Below are 19,703 nucleotides of genomic sequence, written 5' to 3'. Positions count from 1 at the left end.
TCGGGGGGATCGATATGGGCGATACTTATGGGAGAAAACTGCATGCTCATTTCGAACAACAAGAGGATGAAACAGTTGTCGATCTTGTGCATAAAGGCGATATTGACGCATTAGAGTATTTGATTCATAAATACAAAAACTTTGTGCGAGCAAAGGCGCGGTCGTATTTTTTAATTGGGGCAGACCGTGAAGATATTGTACAAGAAGGTATGATAGGGTTATACAAGGCAATTAGAGATTTTAGAGAAGATAAGCTAACTTCGTTTAAAGCTTTTGCTGAACTTTGCATTACCAGGCAAATTATTACCGCTATTAAAACCGCAACAAGGCAAAAACATATTCCATTAAACTCTTATGTATCATTGGACAAGCCAATATATGATGAAGAGTCCGACCGAACCTTAATGGATGTTATTTCGGGGACAAAAGTAGCAAATCCAGAAGAGTTGCTCATTAATCGAGAGAAGTTTGATGATATTGAATTAAAGATGGCTGAACTGTTAAGTGATCTTGAGCGAAAAGTTCTCGTTCTTTATTTAGATGGTCAATCTTATCAAGAGATTTCAGAAGAGTTAAACCGCCACGTCAAATCCATCGATAATGCACTTCAGCGTGTGAAGAGGAAATTAGAGCGCTACCTCGAGATTCGTGAAATCACAATGTAGCCTTCTATCCTCATATTGACATGCTAAGAAAGTCTGTGATACTTTTTTATAGACATTATCACTCTATAGGTGGTTGACATTATGCGTAAAAAAGTTGTACTTGCGTGTGTGCAATGCGCTAGTCGTAACTATACGACTATGAAAAACACACAGCAAAACGAAGAGCGTTTAGAAATGAAGAAGTTTTGCAAAACGTGTAACGCACATACGATTCATCGTGAAACAAAGTAGATCAATAATCTGCACAGACTAATACCCCTTTTAATTTATTGGAGGTTACAAACATGAACCGTGTAGGAAATTTCTTGCGTGATGTTGGGCGTGAGATGAAGAAGGTAAGTTGGCCTAAAAAAAATGAGCTAACTCGTTATACAATTACTGTTATTTCTACAGTTGTATTTATGACACTCTTTTTTGTAGTAGTTGATTACGGAATTTCGTCACTTATTCGTTTAATCCCTTGAATAAATTGACTTAAATCATGGTATAATAAAGCTAAATTATGTTTTTTTCAGAAAAGCCCGGAGACGGGTTTTTTAATTTGCTTTAAGAATGATTGTGCTAGGAGTCAACTATTTTCCTAGTGCGTTGTCTGTGCAATAGATTAGGACATCTTATTTTATAGTGAGCTGGGAGGGAAGGACGTATAGTCCTCAGAAATGGAGAAAAATTGGTATGTAGTCCATACTTATTCTGGATATGAAAATAAAGTAAAAACAAATTTAGAAAAGCGCGTAGAAACAATGGGTATGCAAGATAAAATTTTCCGCGTTGTTGTTCCTGAAGAAGAAGAAAGAGAAATTAAGAACAACAAAGAAAAGATTACAAAGAAAAAAGTATTCCCAGGGTACGTGTTAGTTGAAATCATCATGACAGATGATTCATGGTATGTAGTTCGTAATACACCTGGCGTTACGGGCTTTGTAGGTTCAGCAGGTTCTGGATCAAAGCCAACTGCTCTTCTACCAGAAGAAGTAGAAATGATCTTAAAACAAATGGGCATGGACGAGCATCATGCTGACTTTGACTTTGAACTAAAAGAAACAGTATTGGTTCAAGAAGGTCCGTTTGCAAACTTCGAAGGTACCATTGAAGAAATTGATACAGATAAACGTAAAGTTAAGGTTCATGTCGATATGTTCGGAAGACAAACGCCAGTAGAGCTAGACTTTACACAAATTGAAAAAATATAATCTGTAAGACCTTGCAATTCATGAAGTTTAATGTTAATATTTCATAAGTCAGTATGTCTCAAAACTAGAGACTAAAACAACTATTTCTTTATTTTATATATAAAGAACATTGAGTGGGAGGGCATCGCCCTATTACCACATCACGGACTTAAGGAGGTGTGTCTCGTGGCTAAAAAAGTAATTAAACTTGTTAAGTTACAAATTCCTGCAGGTAAAGCAAATCCAGCGCCACCAGTTGGTCCTGCATTAGGTCAAGCCGGTGTTAACATCATGGGTTTCTGTAAGGAGTTTAACGCTCGCACAGCTGATCAAGCTGGTCTTATCATTCCTGTTGAAATCACGGTATTTGAAGACCGTTCATTTACATTTATTACGAAAACTCCACCTGCTGCTGTACTACTTAAGAAAGCGGCTGGTATTGAGTCTGGTTCTGGTGAACCAAACCGTAATAAAGTTGCAACAGTCAAGCGTGACAAAGTGCGTGAGATTGCTGAAACTAAAATGCCTGACTTAAACGCTGCTAGCGTTGAATCTGCAATGCGCATGGTAGAAGGTACAGCGCGCAGTATGGGAATCGTAGTTGAAGACTAATTCCATTTGATTGGGTGTTAGAAGGTTGCGAGAAATGGAAGTTTTCCTATGCTCGCAACCTTTATTAGTGGGAGGTTATTCCGTTAAAACCACATAAGGAGGAAACAAAAATGGCTAAAAAAGGTAAAAAGTACGTTGAAGCTGCTAAGCTTGTAGATCGTACACAAACTTATTCAGTACAAGAAGCGATTGAATTAGTAAAGAAAACAAACACAACTAAATTTGATGCAACTGTAGAAGTAGCATTCCGTTTAGGAGTTGACCCTAAGAAAGCTGACCAACAAATTCGTGGTGCAGTAGTACTACCAAACGGTACAGGTAAAACTCAACGTGTATTAGTATTCGCTAAAGGCGAAAAAGCTAAAGAAGCTGAAGCTGCAGGCGCTGACTACGTTGGCGATGCTGACTACATCAACAAAATCCAACAAGGTTGGTTCGAGTTCGATGTAATCGTAGCTACTCCAGACATGATGGGTGAAGTTGGTAAACTTGGTCGTGTATTAGGACCTAAAGGTTTAATGCCAAACCCTAAAACTGGTACAGTAACATTTGATGTTCAAAAAGCAGTTAACGAAATCAAAGCTGGTAAAGTAGAATACCGTGTTGATAAAGCTGGTAACATCCACGTACCAATCGGTAAAGTATCTTTCGAAGAGAGCAAGTTAGTTGAAAACTTCACTACAATCTTCGAAACTATGGTAAAAGCTAAGCCGGCAGCAGCAAAAGGCACATACATGAAGAACGTAGCTGTTACTTCAACAATGGGCCCTGGTATCAAAGTTGATACTGCTTCATTCTCTGCTTAATAAATTTGGAAATAAATCGGTGTTGACTTTTTGAAAGTCCCTGATTATAATAGATAATGTTGTTAAAAAGAATAACATTTGTACCGTAGACAGTAGGTGCTGTAAAGCTTAATTTCCTACCGAGGTGTGTGAGATAAATTAGTGAAACGTTATGGTTCGCTTACTACACCTCCATGTCTTTATTGTCATGGAGGTTTTTTATTGCACCTTGTCTGAGTGTACGGAAGGAAATCTACAGGAGGTGTAAAGATGAGCAACGTAATTGAACAAAAGAAACAAGTCGTAGACGAAATTGCTGAAAAACTTCAAGCGAGTAACTCAATAGTTGTCGTTGACTACCGTGGTTTGAATGTTGCTGAAGTTACTGAACTTCGTAAGCAATTACGTGAAGCAGGCATTGAGTTCAAAGTTTACAAAAACACTTTAACTCGCCGTGCTGTAGAAAAACTTGAACTAACAGATCTTAATGATGCGTTAGTAGGTCCAAATGCAATCGCATTTGGTGGAGAAGATGTTGTTGCTCCAGCTAAAATTTTAAACAACTTCGCTAAAGAACACGAAGCGTTAGAAATCAAAGCTGGTGTAATTGAAGGTAATGTTGCATCTGTTGAAGAGATTAAAGCACTTGCAGAACTACCATCTCGCGAAGGCTTACTTTCTATGTTGCTTAGCGTGCTTCAAGCTCCAATTCGCAACCTTGCTCTTGCTACAAAAGCTGTGGCAGATCAAAAAGAAGAACAAGGTGCATAATCTAGTCTGTTATATATAACACAATCACAAGGAGGAAATTAACAATGACTCAAGAACAAATCATTGAAGCAGTTAAAAATATGACTGTTTTAGAACTTAACGATTTAGTAAAAGCAATCGAAGAAGAATTTGGCGTAACTGCTGCTGCTCCTGTAGCTGTAGCTGGCGGTGCTGCTGGTGAAGCTGCTGCTGAGAAAACTGAATTTGACCTAGTACTTGAAAGTGCTGGCGGACAAAAAATCAAAGTTATCAAAGTAGTACGTGAAATCACTGGTCTTGGCTTAAAAGAAGCTAAAGAAATCGTTGATAACGCTCCAAAAGCTCTTAAAGAAGGTATTTCTAAAGAAGAAGCTGAAGAAGCAAAAGCTAAACTTGAAGAAGTTGGCGCTTCTGTAGAAGTTAAGTAATTATTGCTTAACAACTGATATAAAAAAGCTCGCTTGTACAAGCGAGCTTTTTTGCTTCTGTCATCCTTTTCATTTATAGTAAAGAAGAACATATTGATTAGGAGGTTCTATTTTGACAGAACATTATTTTTCTAATACACCATCGTCTGCAAGTAATGAAGAGCGCTTTTCATTTGAATTGAGAGGAACCTCTTTTTCATTTACGAGTGACAGCGGTGTTTTTTCAAAAAAAGAGATCGATTTTGGATCGCGCCTGTTAATTGAAACGTTTCAAATGCCTGAGAGTCCCGGCCCGCTTCTGGATGTTGGGTGCGGATATGGCCCGATTGGGTTGGCTCTTGCAAAAGAGGATAGCCAAAGAAACGTTCATATGGTCGATGTTAATGAACGTGCATTAGCACTAGCTCAAAAAAATGCTGAAGTTAATTCAGTATCAAATGTTTCAATCTATCAAAGCTCTTGCTATGAAAATGTGAAGGAAACGAATTTTGCAGCTATTCTTAGTAATCCGCCGATCCGTGCGGGTAAAAAAGTTGTTCATGAAATTCTAGAAAAGTCATTAGATCACCTTGCTGACCAAGGAGAACTTTGGATTGTGATTCAGAAAAAGCAAGGAGCGCCATCTGCTCTTGCGAAATTAGAATCTCTATTTAATGAAGTAGAAGTAGTAGAAAAGAAAAAAGGGTATTATATCATATGTGCTAAAAAATGTTGACTAATATTTTTTAGTATGTTAGCATTATAAAATGCCAATATATAAATATTCCATATAAGCTCGGGTTATACATAAAATAAAAGGTATAATTTTGAATTATATGGGAAAAACTAATAAAATCAATAGTACGTTTTTATGAAATTGTGGTTTTCTATTTAAAGAGACCATTTTTCTTTTGTTCAATAATAAACATATGGTTTATTATATATTTTGAATAATAACGCTTGATTTGAGGGGTGAATCAGTTGACAGGTCAACTAGTTCAGTATGGACGCCACCGCCAACGCAGAAGTTATGCTCGTATTAGTGAAGTTTTAGAGTTACCGAACTTAATCGAGATTCAAACGGCTTCATACCAATGGTTTTTAGATGAAGGTTTACGAGAAATGTTCCAAGATATTTCTCCAATTGATGATTTTACAGGTAACTTATCACTAGAATTTATTGATTACAGCTTAGGTGAGCCAAAGTATTCAGTAGGAGAGTCTAAAGAACGTGATGTAACTTATGCAGCACCTCTTCGTGTTAAGGTGCGGTTAATTAATAAAGAAACAGGTGAAGTAAAAGACCAAGATGTGTTCATGGGAGATTTCCCATTGATGACCGAAACAGGTACCTTTGTAATTAATGGTGCTGAGCGTGTTATCGTATCACAGTTGGTTCGTTCACCAAGTGTTTACTATAGTGGAAAGCTTGATAAAAACGGTAAAAAAGGATATACAGCAACTGTTATCCCTAACCGTGGTGCATGGCTAGAATATGAAACTGATGCAAAAGATGTAGTATACGTGCGTATTGATCGTACTCGTAAACTGCCAGTAACAGTGCTGTTACGCGCGCTAGGTTTCGGTTCTGACCAAGAGATTATCGATTTAATCGGTGATAATGAATACATCCGTAATACGCTTGAAAAAGATAATACGGAAACAACGGAAAAAGCGCTATTAGAAATCTATGAGCGTTTACGTCCGGGTGAACCACCGACAGTTGAGAATGCGAAGTCTCTATTAGTATCTCGCTTCTTTGATCCAAAACGATATGACTTAGCGAACGTAGGTCGCTATAAAATTAATAAAAAGCTTCATATCAAACATCGCTTATTTAATCAAAAGCTAGCTGAAACATTAGTTGATCCTGAAACAGGTGAAATTATTGCAGAAAAAGGCGCAATGATTGATCGCCGTCTGCTAGATCGCTTGATTCCGATGCTTGAAGGTGGAGTAAACTTCAAAACTTATAGTCCGGTTGGTGGAGTAGTAGAAGACGATGTTACATTACAATCTATTAAGATTTATGCGCCAAATGATCCAGAAGGTGAAAAAGTCATCACTGTATCAGGCAACGCTTATGTAACAGAAGAAGTTAAAAATATCACACCTGCTGATATTTTAGCATCAATCAGTTACTTCTTTAACTTGCTTCATCAAGTAGGAGACACAGATGATATCGACCACTTAGGTAACCGTCGTCTGCGTTCTGTAGGTGAATTGTTACAAAACCAATTCCGTATCGGTTTATCTCGTATGGAACGTGTTGTTCGTGAAAGAATGTCAATTCAAGACACGAATACAATCACACCTCAACAATTAATTAATATTCGTCCAGTTATTGCGGCGATTAAAGAGTTCTTTGGAAGTTCTCAATTATCACAGTTCATGGATCAAACGAATCCATTAGGCGAATTGACGCACAAACGTCGTCTTTCAGCTCTAGGACCTGGTGGTTTAACGCGTGAACGCGCTGGTTTCGAAGTGCGTGACGTTCACTACTCCCACTATGGCCGTATGTGTCCTATTGAAACGCCAGAGGGTCCGAATATCGGGTTAATCAACTCACTTTCTTCTTATGCGAAAGTAAACAAATTCGGTTTCATCGAAACACCTTACCGTCGTATCGATCCTGAAACAGGTAAAGTGACAGAGCGAATTGACTACTTAACAGCTGATGAAGAAGATAACTATGTTGTAGCCCAAGCGAACGCTCGTCTAGGTGATGATGGTTCATTCTTAGATGAAAATGTCGTTGCACGTTTCCGTGGAGAAAACACGGTTATCCGTCGCGATCGTTTAGACTATATGGATGTATCACCAAAACAAGTTGTATCTGCCGCTACAGCATGTATCCCATTCTTAGAGAACGATGATTCTAACCGTGCATTAATGGGTGCGAACATGCAACGTCAAGCAGTACCTTTATTAAATCCTGAAGCACCAATCGTAGGTACAGGTATGGAATATGTATCTGGTAAAGACTCTGGTGCAGCCGTGATTTGTAAATACCCTGGCGTTGTAGAGCGCGTAGAAGCAAAACAAATTTTTGTTCGCCGCTATGAAGAAGTAGACGGACAAAAAGTTAAAGGTAACTTAGATCAATACAAATTATTAAAATTCGTTCGTTCTAACCAAGGTACTTGTTACAACCAGCGTCCAATTGTTTCAGTTGGCGACGAAGTAGTAAAAGGTGAGATCTTAGCCGACGGTCCTTCAATGGAAAAAGGTGAGCTTGCTTTAGGACGAAACGTAATGGTTGGTTTCATGACATGGGATGGTTACAACTATGAGGATGCCATCATCATGAGTGAACGCCTTGTGAAAGACGATGTATATACGTCTGTTCATATTGAAGAATATGAATCTGAGTCTCGTGATACGAAACTTGGACCTGAAGAAATTACGCGTGACATTCCAAACGTAGGTGAAGATGCGCTTCGCAACTTAGATGAGCGTGGAATCATCCGCATTGGTGCAGAAGTAAAAGATGGAGATCTTTTAGTTGGTAAAGTAACGCCAAAAGGTGTAACAGAACTAACAGCTGAAGAACGTCTTCTACACGCTATTTTCGGTGAAAAAGCGCGTGAAGTTCGTGATACTTCTCTTCGTGTACCGCACGGCGGCGGTGGAATTATCCTTGATGTTAAAGTCTTCAACCGTGAAGATGGCGACGAATTACCACCAGGTGTAAACCAATTAGTCCGTGTATACATTGTTCAGAAGCGTAAAATTTCTGAAGGTGACAAAATGGCCGGTCGTCACGGTAACAAAGGTGTAATTTCACGTATTTTACCGGAAGAAGATATGCCTTACCTACCAGACGGTACGCCAATTGACATCATGTTAAACCCATTAGGGGTACCATCTCGTATGAACATCGGTCAGGTGCTAGAGCTTCATTTAGGTATGGCTGCTCGTAAGCTTGGCATTCACGTTGCGTCTCCAGTATTTGATGGTGCGCGTGAGGAAGATGTTTGGGCAACAATTGAAGAAGCTGGCATGTCTCGTGATGCTAAAACAGTTCTATATGATGGTCGAACAGGTGAACCATTCGATAACCGTGTATCAGTAGGAATCATGTACATGATCAAACTTGCTCACATGGTAGACGATAAACTTCACGCTCGTTCTACTGGACCATACTCACTTGTTACACAACAACCACTTGGTGGTAAAGCGCAGTTCGGTGGACAGCGTTTTGGTGAGATGGAAGTATGGGCACTTGAAGCATACGGTGCTGCTTATACATTACAAGAGATCTTAACAGTGAAATCAGACGACGTAGTAGGTCGTGTGAAAACATACGAAGCAATTGTTAAAGGTGAAAACATTCCAGAACCTGGCATACCTGAATCGTTCAAAGTATTAATCAAAGAACTACAAAGTTTAGGTATGGATGTGAAGATGCTTTCTGCTGACGAGCAAGAAATTGATATCATGGACTCAGAAGAGGACCATGAGCAACCAACAGAATCAATTATTGCAGATAACGAAGAAAGCCTTTCTGAAGGACAAAAAGATCCTGTCACAAAAGAGTAAGGAATTACTTTCATATAAACGTTAAGGGAAAAAACCTGTAGATTAAAAGGGAGGTAGGCTCCTTGCTAGATGTAAATAACTTTGAGTATATGAAAATCGGTCTAGCTTCGCCAGATAAAATTCGTTCTTGGTCGTACGGTGAGGTAAAAAAACCTGAAACGATCAACTATCGTACGTTAAAACCTGAAAAAGACGGCTTATTCTGTGAGCGTATTTTTGGTCCACAAAAGGACTGGGAATGTCACTGCGGAAAATATAAGCGCGTTCGTTATAAAGGTGTTGTATGTGATCGTTGTGGCGTAGAAGTTACGCGCGCAAAAGTTCGTCGTGAACGCATGGGTCACATCGAACTAGCTGCACCTGTTTCACATATTTGGTACTTCAAAGGTATTCCTAGCCGCATGGGACTTGTCTTAGACATGTCCCCTCGTGCGCTAGAGGAAATCATTTATTTTGCTTCTTATGTAGTAACAGATGCTGGTGATACACCACTTGAAAAGAAACAGCTTTTATCAGAGAAAGAATACCGTGCGTATCGTGAGAAGTACGGACAAACTTTCCATGCAGCAATGGGTGCTGAAGCTGTTAAAAAATTATTGCATGACATCGATCTTGATAAAGAAGTAGATGCTTTGAAAGAAGAATTGAAAACTGCTCAAGGTCAACGTCGTACACGTGCTATTAAACGTTTAGAGGTACTAGAGGCTTTCCGTCATTCTGGTAACGAACCTTCTTGGATGATTTTAGACGTTCTACCGGTTATTCCGCCAGAACTTCGTCCAATGGTTCAATTAGATGGTGGACGCTTTGCTACGTCTGATCTAAATGATTTATATCGCCGTGTAATTAACCGTAACAACCGCTTAAAGCGTTTATTAGACCTTGGAGCTCCTAGCATTATCGTTCAAAACGAAAAGCGTATGCTTCAAGAAGCTGTAGATGCATTAATCGATAATGGTCGTCGTGGCCGTCCGGTAACAGGACCAGGTAACCGTCCATTAAAATCTCTTTCTCACATGTTAAAAGGTAAGCAAGGTCGCTTCCGTCAAAACTTATTAGGTAAACGTGTTGACTACTCTGGCCGTTCGGTAATCGTTGTAGGTCCGAACTTAAAGATGTATCAATGTGGTCTTCCAAAAGAAATGGCGTTAGAGCTTTTCAAACCTTTCGTAATGAAAGAGCTTGTTGAACGCGGTTTAGCTCATAACATCAAGAGTGCAAAACGTAAAATTGAACGTGTGCAACCTGAAGTATGGGACGTATTAGAATCGGTTATTAAAGAGCATCCAGTTCTTTTAAACCGTGCACCAACGCTACACAGACTAGGTATTCAAGCATTTGAGCCTACGCTTGTAGAAGGTCGCGCTATTCGTCTTCATCCGCTTGTATGTACAGCATATAACGCTGACTTTGACGGTGACCAAATGGCGGTTCACGTTCCATTATCTGCGGAAGCACAAGCAGAAGCACGTATCTTAATGCTTGCTGCTCAAAATATCTTGAACCCTAAAGATGGTAAACCAGTTGTTACACCTTCACAGGATATGGTATTAGGTAACTACTACTTAACGCTTGAGCGTGAAGAGGCAGTTGGAGAAGGCATGGTGTTCAAGGATACAAATGAAGCACTATTAGCGTACCAAAACGGTTATGTGCATCTTCATACACGTGTAGGTGTGTATGCAGGTTCTTTAAACAACGAAACGTTTACAGAAGCACAAAATCAACAGTTGCTTGTTACAACGGTTGGTAAATTAGTTTTCAACGAAATTTTACCAAAATCGTTCCCATACATTAACGAACCAACAAGAGAAAACTTAGAAGTGAAAACTCCTGAGAAGTACTTTGTTGAAAAAGGTGCAGATGTGAAGGAATTCATCAAGAATCAACCGGCTATCGCACCGTTTAAGAAAAAAATCTTAGGTAATATTATCGCTGAAGTATTTAAACGTTTCAAAATTACTGAGACTTCTAAAATGCTTGACCGTATGAAAGACCTAGGTTTCAAATATTCTACTAAAGCTGGTATTACAGTTGGTGTAGCTGATATCGTGGTTTTAGGAGAAAAAGAAGTTATCTTAACAGAAGCGCAAGCTAAAGTAGATAACGTACTAAAACAATTCCGTCGCGGTTTAATTACTGAAGATGAGCGTTATGAGCGTGTTATCTCTGTATGGAGTAGCGCGAAAGACGTTATCCAAGGTAAATTGATGGCGTCATTAGACAAACGCAACCCAATCTTCATGATGAGTGACTCTGGTGCCCGTGGTAACGCATCTAACTTCACTCAGCTTGCAGGTATGCGTGGACTAATGGCCAACCCGTCTGGTCGTATCATTGAGTTACCAATCAAATCTAGTTTCCGTGAAGGTTTAACAGTATTAGAGTACTTTATCTCTACCCATGGTGCACGTAAAGGTCTTGCCGATACGGCTCTTAAAACAGCTGACTCAGGTTACCTTACTCGTCGTCTGGTTGACGTGGCACAAGACGTTATCGTACGTGATGACGACTGTGGTACAGACCGCGGTATTCTGGCTGTTGCAATCAAAGAAGGAACAGAAGAAATTGAGAAACTTGATGAGCGTCTAATTGGACGTTATGCAAGAAAAACACTACTTCACCCAGGAACAAACGAAGTGTTAGTGAAAGAAAACGAACTAATTACAGAAGACCTAGCTGAAACAATTGTGGATGCTGGTGTTGAAGAAGTATGGATTCGTTCTGCATTCACATGTAACACTCGCCACGGTGTATGTAAAAAATGTTACGGTCGTAACCTTGCAACTGGTTCAGAAGTTGAAGTGGGTGAGGCAGTTGGTATCATCGCTGCTCAATCTATCGGTGAGCCAGGTACACAGTTAACGATGCGTACATTCCATACAGGTGGGGTTGCTGGAGACGATATCACTCAAGGTTTACCGCGTATCCAAGAGATCTTCGAAGCGCGTAACCCTAAAGGTCAAGCCGTTATTTCTGAAATTGAAGGTACAATTGCCGGCATTTCTGAAGGACGCGATCGTCAGCACGAAATTACTGTTCAAGGAGAGATTGAAACTCGTTCTTACACAGCTCCGTACAGTGCACGCCTGAAAGTTATTGAAGGACAGCGCATTGCACGTGGTCAAGAATTAACGGAAGGTTCAATTGATCCTAAAGAATTACTAAAAGTAAAAGACATCACGGCTGTACAAGAGTACTTGCTTCGTGAGGTGCAAAAAGTATACCGTATGCAAGGGGTAGAAATTGGAGATAAACACGTAGAGGTAATGGTTCGCCAAATGCTTCGTAAAGTGCGCGTAATGGATTCAGGAGATACAGATGTATTACCAGGTTCATTACTTGATATTCACCAATTCACTGATGCTAATGAAAAAGTATTACTTGAAGGCAATCGTCCAGCGACAGGCCGTCCTGTATTACTTGGTATTACAAAAGCATCTCTTGAAACTGATTCCTTCTTATCTGCTGCGTCATTCCAAGAAACAACTCGTGTTCTTACAGATGCTGCAATCAAAGGAAAACGTGATGAGTTGCTTGGACTTAAAGAGAATGTTATCATTGGTAAGCTAGTTCCGGCTGGTACAGGTATGACGAGATATCGTAATGCTGAACCAATCAAAAATCAAGCTGAAGAAACGGTAACAATCGACTAATTATAAAATCATTACTCTAGAATGGATGTTTTTAAAAAAAACTACGAAACGTTAGTTGACATCCATTCTAGGGAATGATACTATATCAAAGGTGCTCCTATAAACTACCTGTTACTTTGGAGGATATGATAATGTCTTATGAAAAAGTATTACAGGCTGATCATATTATTGTAGGAACAAAGCAGACGGTGAAAGCATTAAAAAAAGGTACAGTAAAGGAAGTCATCATTGCTGAAGACGCTGATTTTTATGTCACATCCATTGTGGCAAAAACGGCACAGCAAGAAAACGTTCCGTATACGTATGTCCCTTCTATGCGAAAGCTTGGTCAAGCTTGTAGGATAGAAGTTAACGCTGCAACTGTTGCAATTATTAGTTAACACGTTTTTGAACTTTTAGTTTCAAAGACTTTGTTTTTTGCTAAAAAATGAACCACCTGGATGTGTGGTCTTACAAAAGGCGAAAGGAGGAAAAATTAAATGCCTACTATTAACCAATTAATCCGTAATGGTCGTGTGAGTAAAGGTAAAAAATCTGACTCACCTGCTTTAAACAGAGGTTACAACAGCTTCAAGAAAGCTCAAACTAACCAATCTTCTCCACAAAAACGTGGTGTATGTACACGTGTGGGTACTATGACACCGAAGAAACCGAACTCGGCTCTTCGTAAATATGCTCGTGTACGTTTAACAAACGGTATCGAGGTAACAGCTTATATCCCAGGTATTGGTCACAACTTACAAGAACACAGCGTGGTACTTATCCGCGGTGGACGTGTAAAAGATTTACCAGGGGTACGTTACCATATCGTACGTGGTGCACTTGATACTGCTGGTGTGGATGGCCGTATGCAAGGTCGTTCTAAATATGGTACTAAGCGACCAAAAGCAGCTAAAAAATAATAGCTTAACAATTAATAGATAAACTTTTAAAAGTGAAAGGAGGAAGTAGAATGCCACGTAAGGGACCTGTTGCAAAAAGAGACGTATTACCAGATCCGATTTACAATTCTAAGCTTGTATCTCGCTTAATCAACAAAATGATGCTTGATGGAAAGCGCGGTAAGTCACAAGCTATTCTTTATAGAGCATTCGATTTAGTACAAGAGCGCAGTGGTAAAGAAGCTATGGAAGTATTCGACCAAGCTCTTAAAAACATCATGCCTGTACTAGAAGTTAGAGCACGCCGTGTAGGGGGTTCTAACTACCAAGTTCCTGTAGAAGTACGTCCAGAGCGTCGTACTACTTTAGGTCTTCGTTGGTTAGTAAACTATGCTCGTCTTCGTGGAGAAAAAACGATGGAAGAGCGTTTAGCTAACGAAATCCTTGACGCAGCTAACAACACTGGTGCTGCAGTTAAGAAACGTGAAGATACTCACAAAATGGCAGAAGCTAATAAAGCATTTGCTCATTACCGTTGGTAATCTTTTAACGAAACTTTTAAAAAAACAAATTATAATATGGAAGGAGAAATACCTAAGATGGCAAGAGAGTTCTCCTTAGAAAACACTCGTAATATTGGGATCATGGCTCACATTGATGCTGGTAAAACAACAACAACTGAGCGTGTTCTTTATTATACTGGCCGTATCCATAAAATTGGTGAAACTCATGAAGGAGCTTCACAAATGGACTGGATGGAGCAAGAGCAAGAACGTGGTATCACTATCACGTCTGCTGCGACAACTGCTTCTTGGAAAGGTCACCGCGTTAACATCATCGATACTCCTGGACACGTAGACTTCACTGTTGAAGTTGAGCGTTCATTACGTGTACTTGATGGCGCTGTGGCAGTTCTTGATGCTCAATCTGGTGTTGAGCCTCAAACAGAAACAGTATGGCGTCAGGCGACTACGTACGGTGTTCCCCGTGTCGTATTCGTTAACAAAATGGACAAAATTGGTGCTGACTTCTTGTACTCTGTAAAAACGATCCACGATCGTTTAGGTGCAAATGCTCACCCAATTCAGTTGCCAATCGGTGCTGAAGATGACTTCGAAGCAATCATTGACCTTGTGGAAATGAAAGCATACTTCTACGAAGATGACTTAGGTACTCGTTCAGAATCTCGTGAAATTCCTGAGGAATACAAAGAGCAAGCTGAAGAATACCGTGCAAGCCTAGTAGAAGCTGTTGCAGAACTTGACGAAGAATTAATGATGAAGTACTTAGACGAAGGCGAGCTTACAGTTGAAGAACTAAAAGCTGGTATCCGTAAAGGTACTTGTGACGTTGAATTCTACCCAGTTATCTGTGGTTCAGCATTCAAAAACAAAGGTGTACAATTAATGCTAGATGCGGTAATTGATTACCTACCATCTCCAGTTGATGTACCAGCAATCCAAGGTATCGTACCTGACACAGAAGAAGAAGTTACGCGTGAGTCTAGCGACAACGCTCCTTTCTCAGCATTAGCGTTCAAAGTTATGACGGACCCTTATGTTGGTAAATTAACGTTCTTCCGTGTGTACTCTGGTGTACTAAGCTCTGGTTCATACATCAAAAACTCTACAAAAGGTAAGCGTGAGCGTGTAGGTCGTATCCTACAAATGCATGCTAACTCTCGTGAAGAGATTTCTGAAGTATACGCTGGAGATATCGCGGCAGCTGTAGGATTAAAAGATACTTCTACTGGTGATACTCTATGTGACGAAAAGAGTCTTGTAATTCTTGAGTCTATGGAATTCCCAGAGCCAGTTATCTCTTTATCTGTTGAGCCAAAATCAAAAGCTGACCAAGATAAAATGACGACAGCTCTTCAAAAGTTACAAGAAGAAGATCCAACTTTCCGTGCGGAAACTAATACAGAGACTGGTCAAATCATCATCTCTGGTATGGGTGAGCTTCACCTTGATATCATCGTTGACCGTATGCGTCGCGAATTCAAAGTAGAAGCAAACGTTGGTGCTCCTCAAGTAGCTTACCGTGAAACTTTCCGCGCTGGTGCGAAAGTTGAAGGTAAATTCGCTCGTCAATCTGGTGGTCGTGGACAATTCGGTCACGTTTGGATTGAGTTCGAACCTAACGAAGAAGGAAAAGGCTTTGAATTTGAGAACAAAATCGTTGGTGGTGTAGTTCCACGTGAATACATCCCTGCAGTTCAAGCTGGTCTTGAAGATGCATTACAAAACGGTGTTCTTGCTGGTTATCCATTAATCGATATCAAAGCTGCTTTAGTTGATGGATCTTACCATGACGTTGACTCAAGTGAGATGGCGTTTAAAATTGCCGCTTCTATGGCTCTTAAAAACGCAGTATCAAAATGTAACCCAGCTATCCTTGAACCAATGATGAAGGTTGAAGTTGTTATCCCTGACGAATACTTAGGAGATATCATGGGTGACGTTACGTCTCGTCGTGGACGTGTAGAAGGTATGGAAGCACGCGGTAACGCTCAAGTTGTACGTGCATTCGTTCCACTTTCTGAAATGTTTGGTTATGCAACTGCATTACGTTCAAACACTCAAGGTCGCGGAACATATTCTATGCACTTCGATCACTACGAAGAAGTTCCTAAATCAATTTCAGAAGAAATTATTAAAAAAAATAAAGGTGAATAATTGATTTTCACTCTTTATTGAAGTATAACTACTTATGTACGCTGTGAAAGTGGAGCTCATTCCCTTTCACGGCCTCATAAACCATAAACTACATGAATTTTAAGGAGGATTTTCGAATGGCTAAGGAAAAATTCGACCGTTCAAAAACACATGCCAATATCGGTACAATTGGTCACGTTGACCATGGTAAAACAACTTTAACAGCTGCTATCACTACTGTTCTTGCTAAGAAAAGTGGTAAAGGTGCAGCAATGGCTTACGACATGATCGACGCTGCTCCAGAAGAGCGCGAGCGTGGAATCACAATCTCAACTGCACACGTTGAGTATGAAACTGACACTCGTCACTATGCACACGTTGACTGCCCAGGACATGCTGACTATGTTAAAAACATGATCACTGGTGCTGCTCAAATGGATGGCGGTATCTTAGTAGTATCTGCTGCTGATGGTCCAATGCCACAAACTCGTGAGCACATCCTTCTTTCTCGTCAAGTAGGTGTACCTTACCTAGTTGTATTCTTAAACAAATGTGACATGGTAGACGACGAAGAGCTACTTGAATTAGTAGAAATGGAAGTACGTGACCTTCTTTCTGAATACGACTTCCCTGGTGACGATGTACCAGTAATCAAAGGTTCTGCTCTTAAAGCTCTTGAAGGCGAAGCTGATTGGGAAGCTAAAATCATCGAGCTTATGGACGCTGTTGATGAGTACATCCCAACTCCAGAACGTGACACTGAAAAACCATTCATGATGCCAGTTGAGGACGTATTCTCAATCACTGGTCGTGGTACAGTTGCTACAGGTCGTGTAGAGCGTGGACAAGTTAAAGTTGGTGACGTTATCGACATCATCGGTTTAACTGAAGAGCCAAAATCTACTACTGTAACAGGTGTAGAAATGTTCCGTAAGCTTCTTGACTATGCTGAAGCTGGCGACAACATCGGTGCTTTACTTCGTGGTGTAGCACGTGAAGAAATCCAACGTGGACAAGTATTAGCTAAACCAGGCTCAATCACTCCACACACTAAATTTACTGCTGAAGTATACGTTCTTTCTAAAGACGAAGGTGGACGTCACACTCCATTCTTCACAAACTACCGTCCACAGTTCTACTTCCGTACAACTGATGTAACTGGTATTTGTAACTTACCTGAAGGCGTAGAAATGGTAATGCCTGGCGACAACATCGAAATGACTGTTGAACTTATCGCTCCAATCGCGATTGAAGAAGGTACTAAATTCTCAATCCGTGAAGGTGGACGTACAGTAGGCGCTGGCGTTGTAGCTAAAATCAGCGAGTAATTTCTCGTTTCAGTAAAGGGAGTAGGGTAACCTACTCCTTTTTTATTTGGTGATAAAAGGTAAAGATAGTTTTTACTATTACACTTGCAAAATGACCTCCTTTTATATATAATGAAAAAAGTGTGCGACACATAAAAAAGTTTTTTAACTTTATTGTTGCAATATGAACCCATTTTTAGTATAATAAAAATGTTGGTCTTTGACTGCGATGATGCGGAAGGTTGCCGACACACCCGGCCGCTTTGCCATGGCGAGTGTGGGGAAATTTCCGCGGAGAATGTCTATTGTAAAATAGGCGAAAAAGGAGGGAAAATAATGGCAAAAGAAAAAATTCGCATTCGTTTAAAAGCATATGATCACAGAATTCTTGATCAATCTGCTGAGAAAATCGTAGAAACTGCAAAACGTTCTGGTGCGGCTGTATCTGGTCCGATTCCATTACCGACTGAAAAATCAATTTATACAATTCTACGTGCAGTACACAAATATAAAGATTCTCGTGAGCAGTTCGAAATGCGCACGCATAAACGCTTAATTGATATCGTGAATCCAACACCACAAACTGTTGATTCATTAATGCGTTTAGACTTACCATCTGGTGTAGATATCGAAATTAAACTTTAATTTAAAATAAAGAATGAAAAGATACTTAGGAGGTGTGACTAATGGCCAAAGGAATCTTAGGAAGAAAGATCGGTATGACTCAAGTATTTGCTGAAAATGGTGACTTGATCCCAGTAACAGTAATTGAAGCTTCTGCTAACGTAGTTCTTCAAGTTAAAAACGCTGAGACAGACGGTTACGAAGCAATCCAATTAGGTTTCGAAGATATCCGTGAAAAACTATCTAACAAACCTGCAAAAGGACATGCTACTAAAGCTAATACTGCTCCTAAGCGCTTCATCCGTGAGTTACGCGGTGTGGACGCTTCAGCATATGAAGTTGGTCAAGAAGTCAAGGTTGATATTTTCGCAGAAGGCGATGTAATTGATGTAACAGGAATCTCAAAAGGTAAAGGTTTCCAAGGTGCTATCAAACGCCACGGACAATCTCGCGGACCTATGTCTCATGGTTCTCGCTACCACCGTCGCCCAGGTTCAATGGGTCCTGTAGCTCCAAACCGCGTATTTAAAGGTAAATTATTACCAGGACGCATGGGTGGAGAGCGCATCACTGTGCAAAACTTATCAATCGTTAAAGTTGACGCAGAACGCAATCTTTTATTAGTAAAAGGTAACGTGCCAGGAGCTAGAAAATCTCTAGTTACTGTTAAATCTGCAGTTAAATCTAAATAATAATTCTTCGAGAAAGGAGGAATAACCAATGCCAAAAGTAGCATTGTTTAACCAAAACGGTGAAAACGTTGGAGAGATCGAACTTCAAGATGCCGTTTTCGGTATCGAACCAAACAACAAAGTACTTTTCGACGCGATCGTAATGCAACGCGCATCTCAACGTCAAGGTACTTCTAAAGTTAAAAATCGTTCTGAAGTAAGAGGCGGTGGCCGTAAGCCATGGCGTCAAAAAGGTACTGGTCGTGCTCGTCAAGGATCTATCCGTTCTCCACAATGGCGTGGTGGTGGCGTAGTATTTGGTCCAGTTCCAAGAAGCTATAGCTACAAATTACCTAAAAAAGTTCGTCGTTTAGCAATTAAGTCTGCATTATCAACTAAAGCTCAAGATAACAGCATCGTTGTTCTTGAAGCTCTTTCTTTTGACGCTCCAAAAACAAAAGAAATGGTAGCAGTTCTTAAAAACCTAACAGTAGAACGCAAAGCATTAGTAGTAACTGCTGATCTTAACGAAAATGTTGCACTTTCAGCACGTAATATTCCTGGTGTAACAGTTGTTGCAGCTAATGGTTTAAGCGTATTAGACGTTATGAACCATGATAAGCTTGTAATCACTAAAGACGCAGTTGAAAAAGTAGAGGAGGTGCTTGCATAATGAAAGATCCTCGTGATATTATTAAGCGCCCCGTAATTACAGAACGTTCAACAGACTTAATGGCTGAGAAAAAATATACGTTTGATGTTGATGTAAAAGCTAATAAAACTGAGGTTAAAGATGCTATCGAAAAAATCTTTGACGTAAAAGTTGAAAAAGTAAACATCATGAACTACAAAGGTAAATTCAAGCGTGTAGGTCGCTACAGTGGTCTTACTAACCGTCGTCGTAAAGCGGTAGTAACACTAACTCAAGAGAGCAACGAAATCGAATTCTTCGAAGCTTAAGATTACTAGAG

At 40.0% G+C, this 19,703-nt stretch carries 20 protein-coding genes and 1 other annotated feature; all 20 genes read left to right on the top strand.

Going from position 1 to position 19,703, the window contains the following annotated elements; translation table 11 throughout:
• The first annotated feature begins 14 nt into the window (after positions 1–14).
• The 20 genes from sigH to rplW all read left to right on the top strand — a co-directional run bounded on the left by sigH (position 15) and on the right by rplW (position 19,692).
• Positions 15–665 (top strand): RNA polymerase sporulation sigma factor SigH, encoded by a 651-nt coding sequence (gene sigH / locus ACNHOZ_RS26245; RefSeq protein ID WP_028412660.1) that lies wholly within the window; start codon positions 15–17, stop codon positions 663–665.
• 81 nt (positions 666–746) lie between these two features.
• Positions 747–896: a 50S ribosomal protein L33 gene (gene rpmG / locus ACNHOZ_RS26240; RefSeq protein ID WP_013081365.1), complete on the top strand. Its 150-nt coding sequence runs from the start codon at positions 747–749 to the stop codon at positions 894–896.
• 53 nt (positions 897–949) lie between these two features.
• The gene (gene secE, locus ACNHOZ_RS26235) at positions 950–1,129 is read left to right on the top strand and encodes a preprotein translocase subunit SecE (RefSeq protein WP_013054912.1); all 180 of its coding nucleotides are present in this window, start codon (positions 950–952) and stop codon (positions 1,127–1,129) included.
• A gap of 195 nt (positions 1,130–1,324) precedes the next feature.
• Positions 1,325–1,858, top strand: coding sequence for a transcription termination/antitermination protein NusG (gene nusG, locus ACNHOZ_RS26230; protein ID WP_048022297.1), 534 nt, complete (start codon positions 1,325–1,327; stop codon positions 1,856–1,858).
• Between the two features lie 165 nt (positions 1,859–2,023).
• A complete protein-coding gene (gene rplK / locus ACNHOZ_RS26225; protein WP_013054914.1) occupies positions 2,024–2,449 on the top strand; it encodes a 50S ribosomal protein L11 in 426 nt (141 codons plus the stop codon).
• 110 nt (positions 2,450–2,559) lie between these two features.
• Positions 2,560–3,255: a 50S ribosomal protein L1 gene (gene rplA / locus ACNHOZ_RS26220; protein ID WP_013054915.1), complete on the top strand. Its 696-nt coding sequence runs from the start codon at positions 2,560–2,562 to the stop codon at positions 3,253–3,255.
• A 65-nt stretch (positions 3,256–3,320) separates the two neighbouring features.
• Positions 3,321–3,464, top strand: a sequence feature (ribosomal protein L10 leader region).
• Between the two features lie 40 nt (positions 3,465–3,504).
• Positions 3,505–4,005 carry a 50S ribosomal protein L10 gene (rplJ, locus tag ACNHOZ_RS26215; protein WP_013054916.1) on the top strand — a complete coding sequence of 167 codons (501 nt, stop codon included), beginning with the start codon at positions 3,505–3,507 and terminating at the stop codon, positions 4,003–4,005.
• A gap of 44 nt (positions 4,006–4,049) precedes the next feature.
• Positions 4,050–4,412 carry a 50S ribosomal protein L7/L12 gene (gene rplL / locus ACNHOZ_RS26210; RefSeq protein ID WP_013054917.1) on the top strand — a complete coding sequence of 121 codons (363 nt, stop codon included), beginning with the start codon at positions 4,050–4,052 and terminating at the stop codon, positions 4,410–4,412.
• A 112-nt stretch (positions 4,413–4,524) separates the two neighbouring features.
• Positions 4,525–5,127, top strand: a complete 603-nt coding sequence (locus ACNHOZ_RS26205; RefSeq protein ID WP_034263652.1) for a class I SAM-dependent methyltransferase — start codon at positions 4,525–4,527, stop codon at positions 5,125–5,127.
• A gap of 245 nt (positions 5,128–5,372) precedes the next feature.
• Positions 5,373–8,936, top strand: a complete 3,564-nt coding sequence (gene rpoB / locus ACNHOZ_RS26200) for a DNA-directed RNA polymerase subunit beta (protein ID WP_028412662.1) — start codon at positions 5,373–5,375, stop codon at positions 8,934–8,936.
• Between the two features lie 62 nt (positions 8,937–8,998).
• On the top strand, positions 8,999–12,592 hold the full coding sequence (rpoC, locus tag ACNHOZ_RS26195; RefSeq protein WP_013081369.1) for a DNA-directed RNA polymerase subunit beta': 3,594 nt from the start codon (positions 8,999–9,001) through the stop codon (positions 12,590–12,592).
• Between the two features lie 131 nt (positions 12,593–12,723).
• Positions 12,724–12,972, top strand: coding sequence for a 50S ribosomal protein L7ae-like protein (locus tag ACNHOZ_RS26190; protein ID WP_013054921.1), 249 nt, complete (start codon positions 12,724–12,726; stop codon positions 12,970–12,972).
• Positions 12,973–13,071: 99 nt separating this feature from the next.
• A complete protein-coding gene (rpsL, locus tag ACNHOZ_RS26185; protein ID WP_013054922.1) occupies positions 13,072–13,494 on the top strand; it encodes a 30S ribosomal protein S12 in 423 nt (140 codons plus the stop codon).
• A 50-nt stretch (positions 13,495–13,544) separates the two neighbouring features.
• Positions 13,545–14,015, top strand: coding sequence for a 30S ribosomal protein S7 (rpsG, locus tag ACNHOZ_RS26180; protein ID WP_013054923.1), 471 nt, complete (start codon positions 13,545–13,547; stop codon positions 14,013–14,015).
• Positions 14,016–14,072: 57 nt separating this feature from the next.
• A complete protein-coding gene (fusA, locus tag ACNHOZ_RS26175) occupies positions 14,073–16,151 on the top strand; it encodes an elongation factor G (protein WP_028412663.1) in 2,079 nt (692 codons plus the stop codon).
• Positions 16,152–16,267: 116 nt separating this feature from the next.
• Positions 16,268–17,458: an elongation factor Tu gene (gene tuf, locus ACNHOZ_RS26170; RefSeq protein ID WP_013081371.1), complete on the top strand. Its 1,191-nt coding sequence runs from the start codon at positions 16,268–16,270 to the stop codon at positions 17,456–17,458.
• 315 nt (positions 17,459–17,773) lie between these two features.
• Positions 17,774–18,082, top strand: coding sequence for a 30S ribosomal protein S10 (gene rpsJ, locus ACNHOZ_RS26165; RefSeq protein ID WP_013054926.1), 309 nt, complete (start codon positions 17,774–17,776; stop codon positions 18,080–18,082).
• Positions 18,083–18,123: 41 nt separating this feature from the next.
• Entirely contained in the window at positions 18,124–18,753 is a 630-nt protein-coding gene (gene rplC, locus ACNHOZ_RS26160; protein WP_013054927.1) for a 50S ribosomal protein L3, read from the top strand.
• Positions 18,754–18,781: 28 nt separating this feature from the next.
• Complete coding sequence (gene rplD / locus ACNHOZ_RS26155) at positions 18,782–19,405, top strand: 50S ribosomal protein L4 (protein WP_013081372.1); 624 nt, start codon at positions 18,782–18,784, stop codon at positions 19,403–19,405.
• On the top strand, positions 19,405–19,692 hold the full coding sequence (rplW, locus tag ACNHOZ_RS26150; RefSeq protein ID WP_028412664.1) for a 50S ribosomal protein L23: 288 nt from the start codon (positions 19,405–19,407) through the stop codon (positions 19,690–19,692). The genes rplD and rplW overlap by 1 nt, the downstream gene beginning before the upstream one ends.
• Positions 19,693–19,703 lie beyond the last annotated feature (11 nt).

The sequence above is a fragment of the Priestia sp. D51 genome (assembly GCF_053345675.1).
Note: the sequence above shows the minus strand (reverse complement) of the source record. Positions and strands in the feature narration are given on the sequence as shown.

Bases quoted from the DNA above. Each gene is read 5' to 3' on its own strand.
- sigH (WP_028412660.1), top strand. From the start codon at position 15: ATGGGCGATACTTATGGGAGAAAACTGCATGCTCATTTCGAACAACAA.
- rpmG (WP_013081365.1), top strand. From the start codon at position 747: ATGCGTAAAAAAGTTGTACTTGCGTGTGTGCAATGCGCTAGTCGTAAC.
- secE (WP_013054912.1), top strand. From the start codon at position 950: ATGAACCGTGTAGGAAATTTCTTGCGTGATGTTGGGCGTGAGATGAAG.
- nusG (WP_048022297.1), top strand. From the start codon at position 1,325: ATGGAGAAAAATTGGTATGTAGTCCATACTTATTCTGGATATGAAAAT.
- rplA (WP_013054915.1), top strand. From the start codon at position 2,560: ATGGCTAAAAAAGGTAAAAAGTACGTTGAAGCTGCTAAGCTTGTAGAT.
- rplJ (WP_013054916.1), top strand. From the start codon at position 3,505: ATGAGCAACGTAATTGAACAAAAGAAACAAGTCGTAGACGAAATTGCT.
- rplL (WP_013054917.1), top strand. From the start codon at position 4,050: ATGACTCAAGAACAAATCATTGAAGCAGTTAAAAATATGACTGTTTTA.
- ACNHOZ_RS26190 (WP_013054921.1), top strand. From the start codon at position 12,724: ATGTCTTATGAAAAAGTATTACAGGCTGATCATATTATTGTAGGAACA.
- rpsL (WP_013054922.1), top strand. From the start codon at position 13,072: ATGCCTACTATTAACCAATTAATCCGTAATGGTCGTGTGAGTAAAGGT.
- rpsG (WP_013054923.1), top strand. From the start codon at position 13,545: ATGCCACGTAAGGGACCTGTTGCAAAAAGAGACGTATTACCAGATCCG.
- fusA (WP_028412663.1), top strand. From the start codon at position 14,073: ATGGCAAGAGAGTTCTCCTTAGAAAACACTCGTAATATTGGGATCATG.
- tuf (WP_013081371.1), top strand. From the start codon at position 16,268: ATGGCTAAGGAAAAATTCGACCGTTCAAAAACACATGCCAATATCGGT.
- rpsJ (WP_013054926.1), top strand. From the start codon at position 17,774: ATGGCAAAAGAAAAAATTCGCATTCGTTTAAAAGCATATGATCACAGA.
- rplC (WP_013054927.1), top strand. From the start codon at position 18,124: ATGGCCAAAGGAATCTTAGGAAGAAAGATCGGTATGACTCAAGTATTT.
- rplD (WP_013081372.1), top strand. From the start codon at position 18,782: ATGCCAAAAGTAGCATTGTTTAACCAAAACGGTGAAAACGTTGGAGAG.
- rplW (WP_028412664.1), top strand. From the start codon at position 19,405: ATGAAAGATCCTCGTGATATTATTAAGCGCCCCGTAATTACAGAACGT.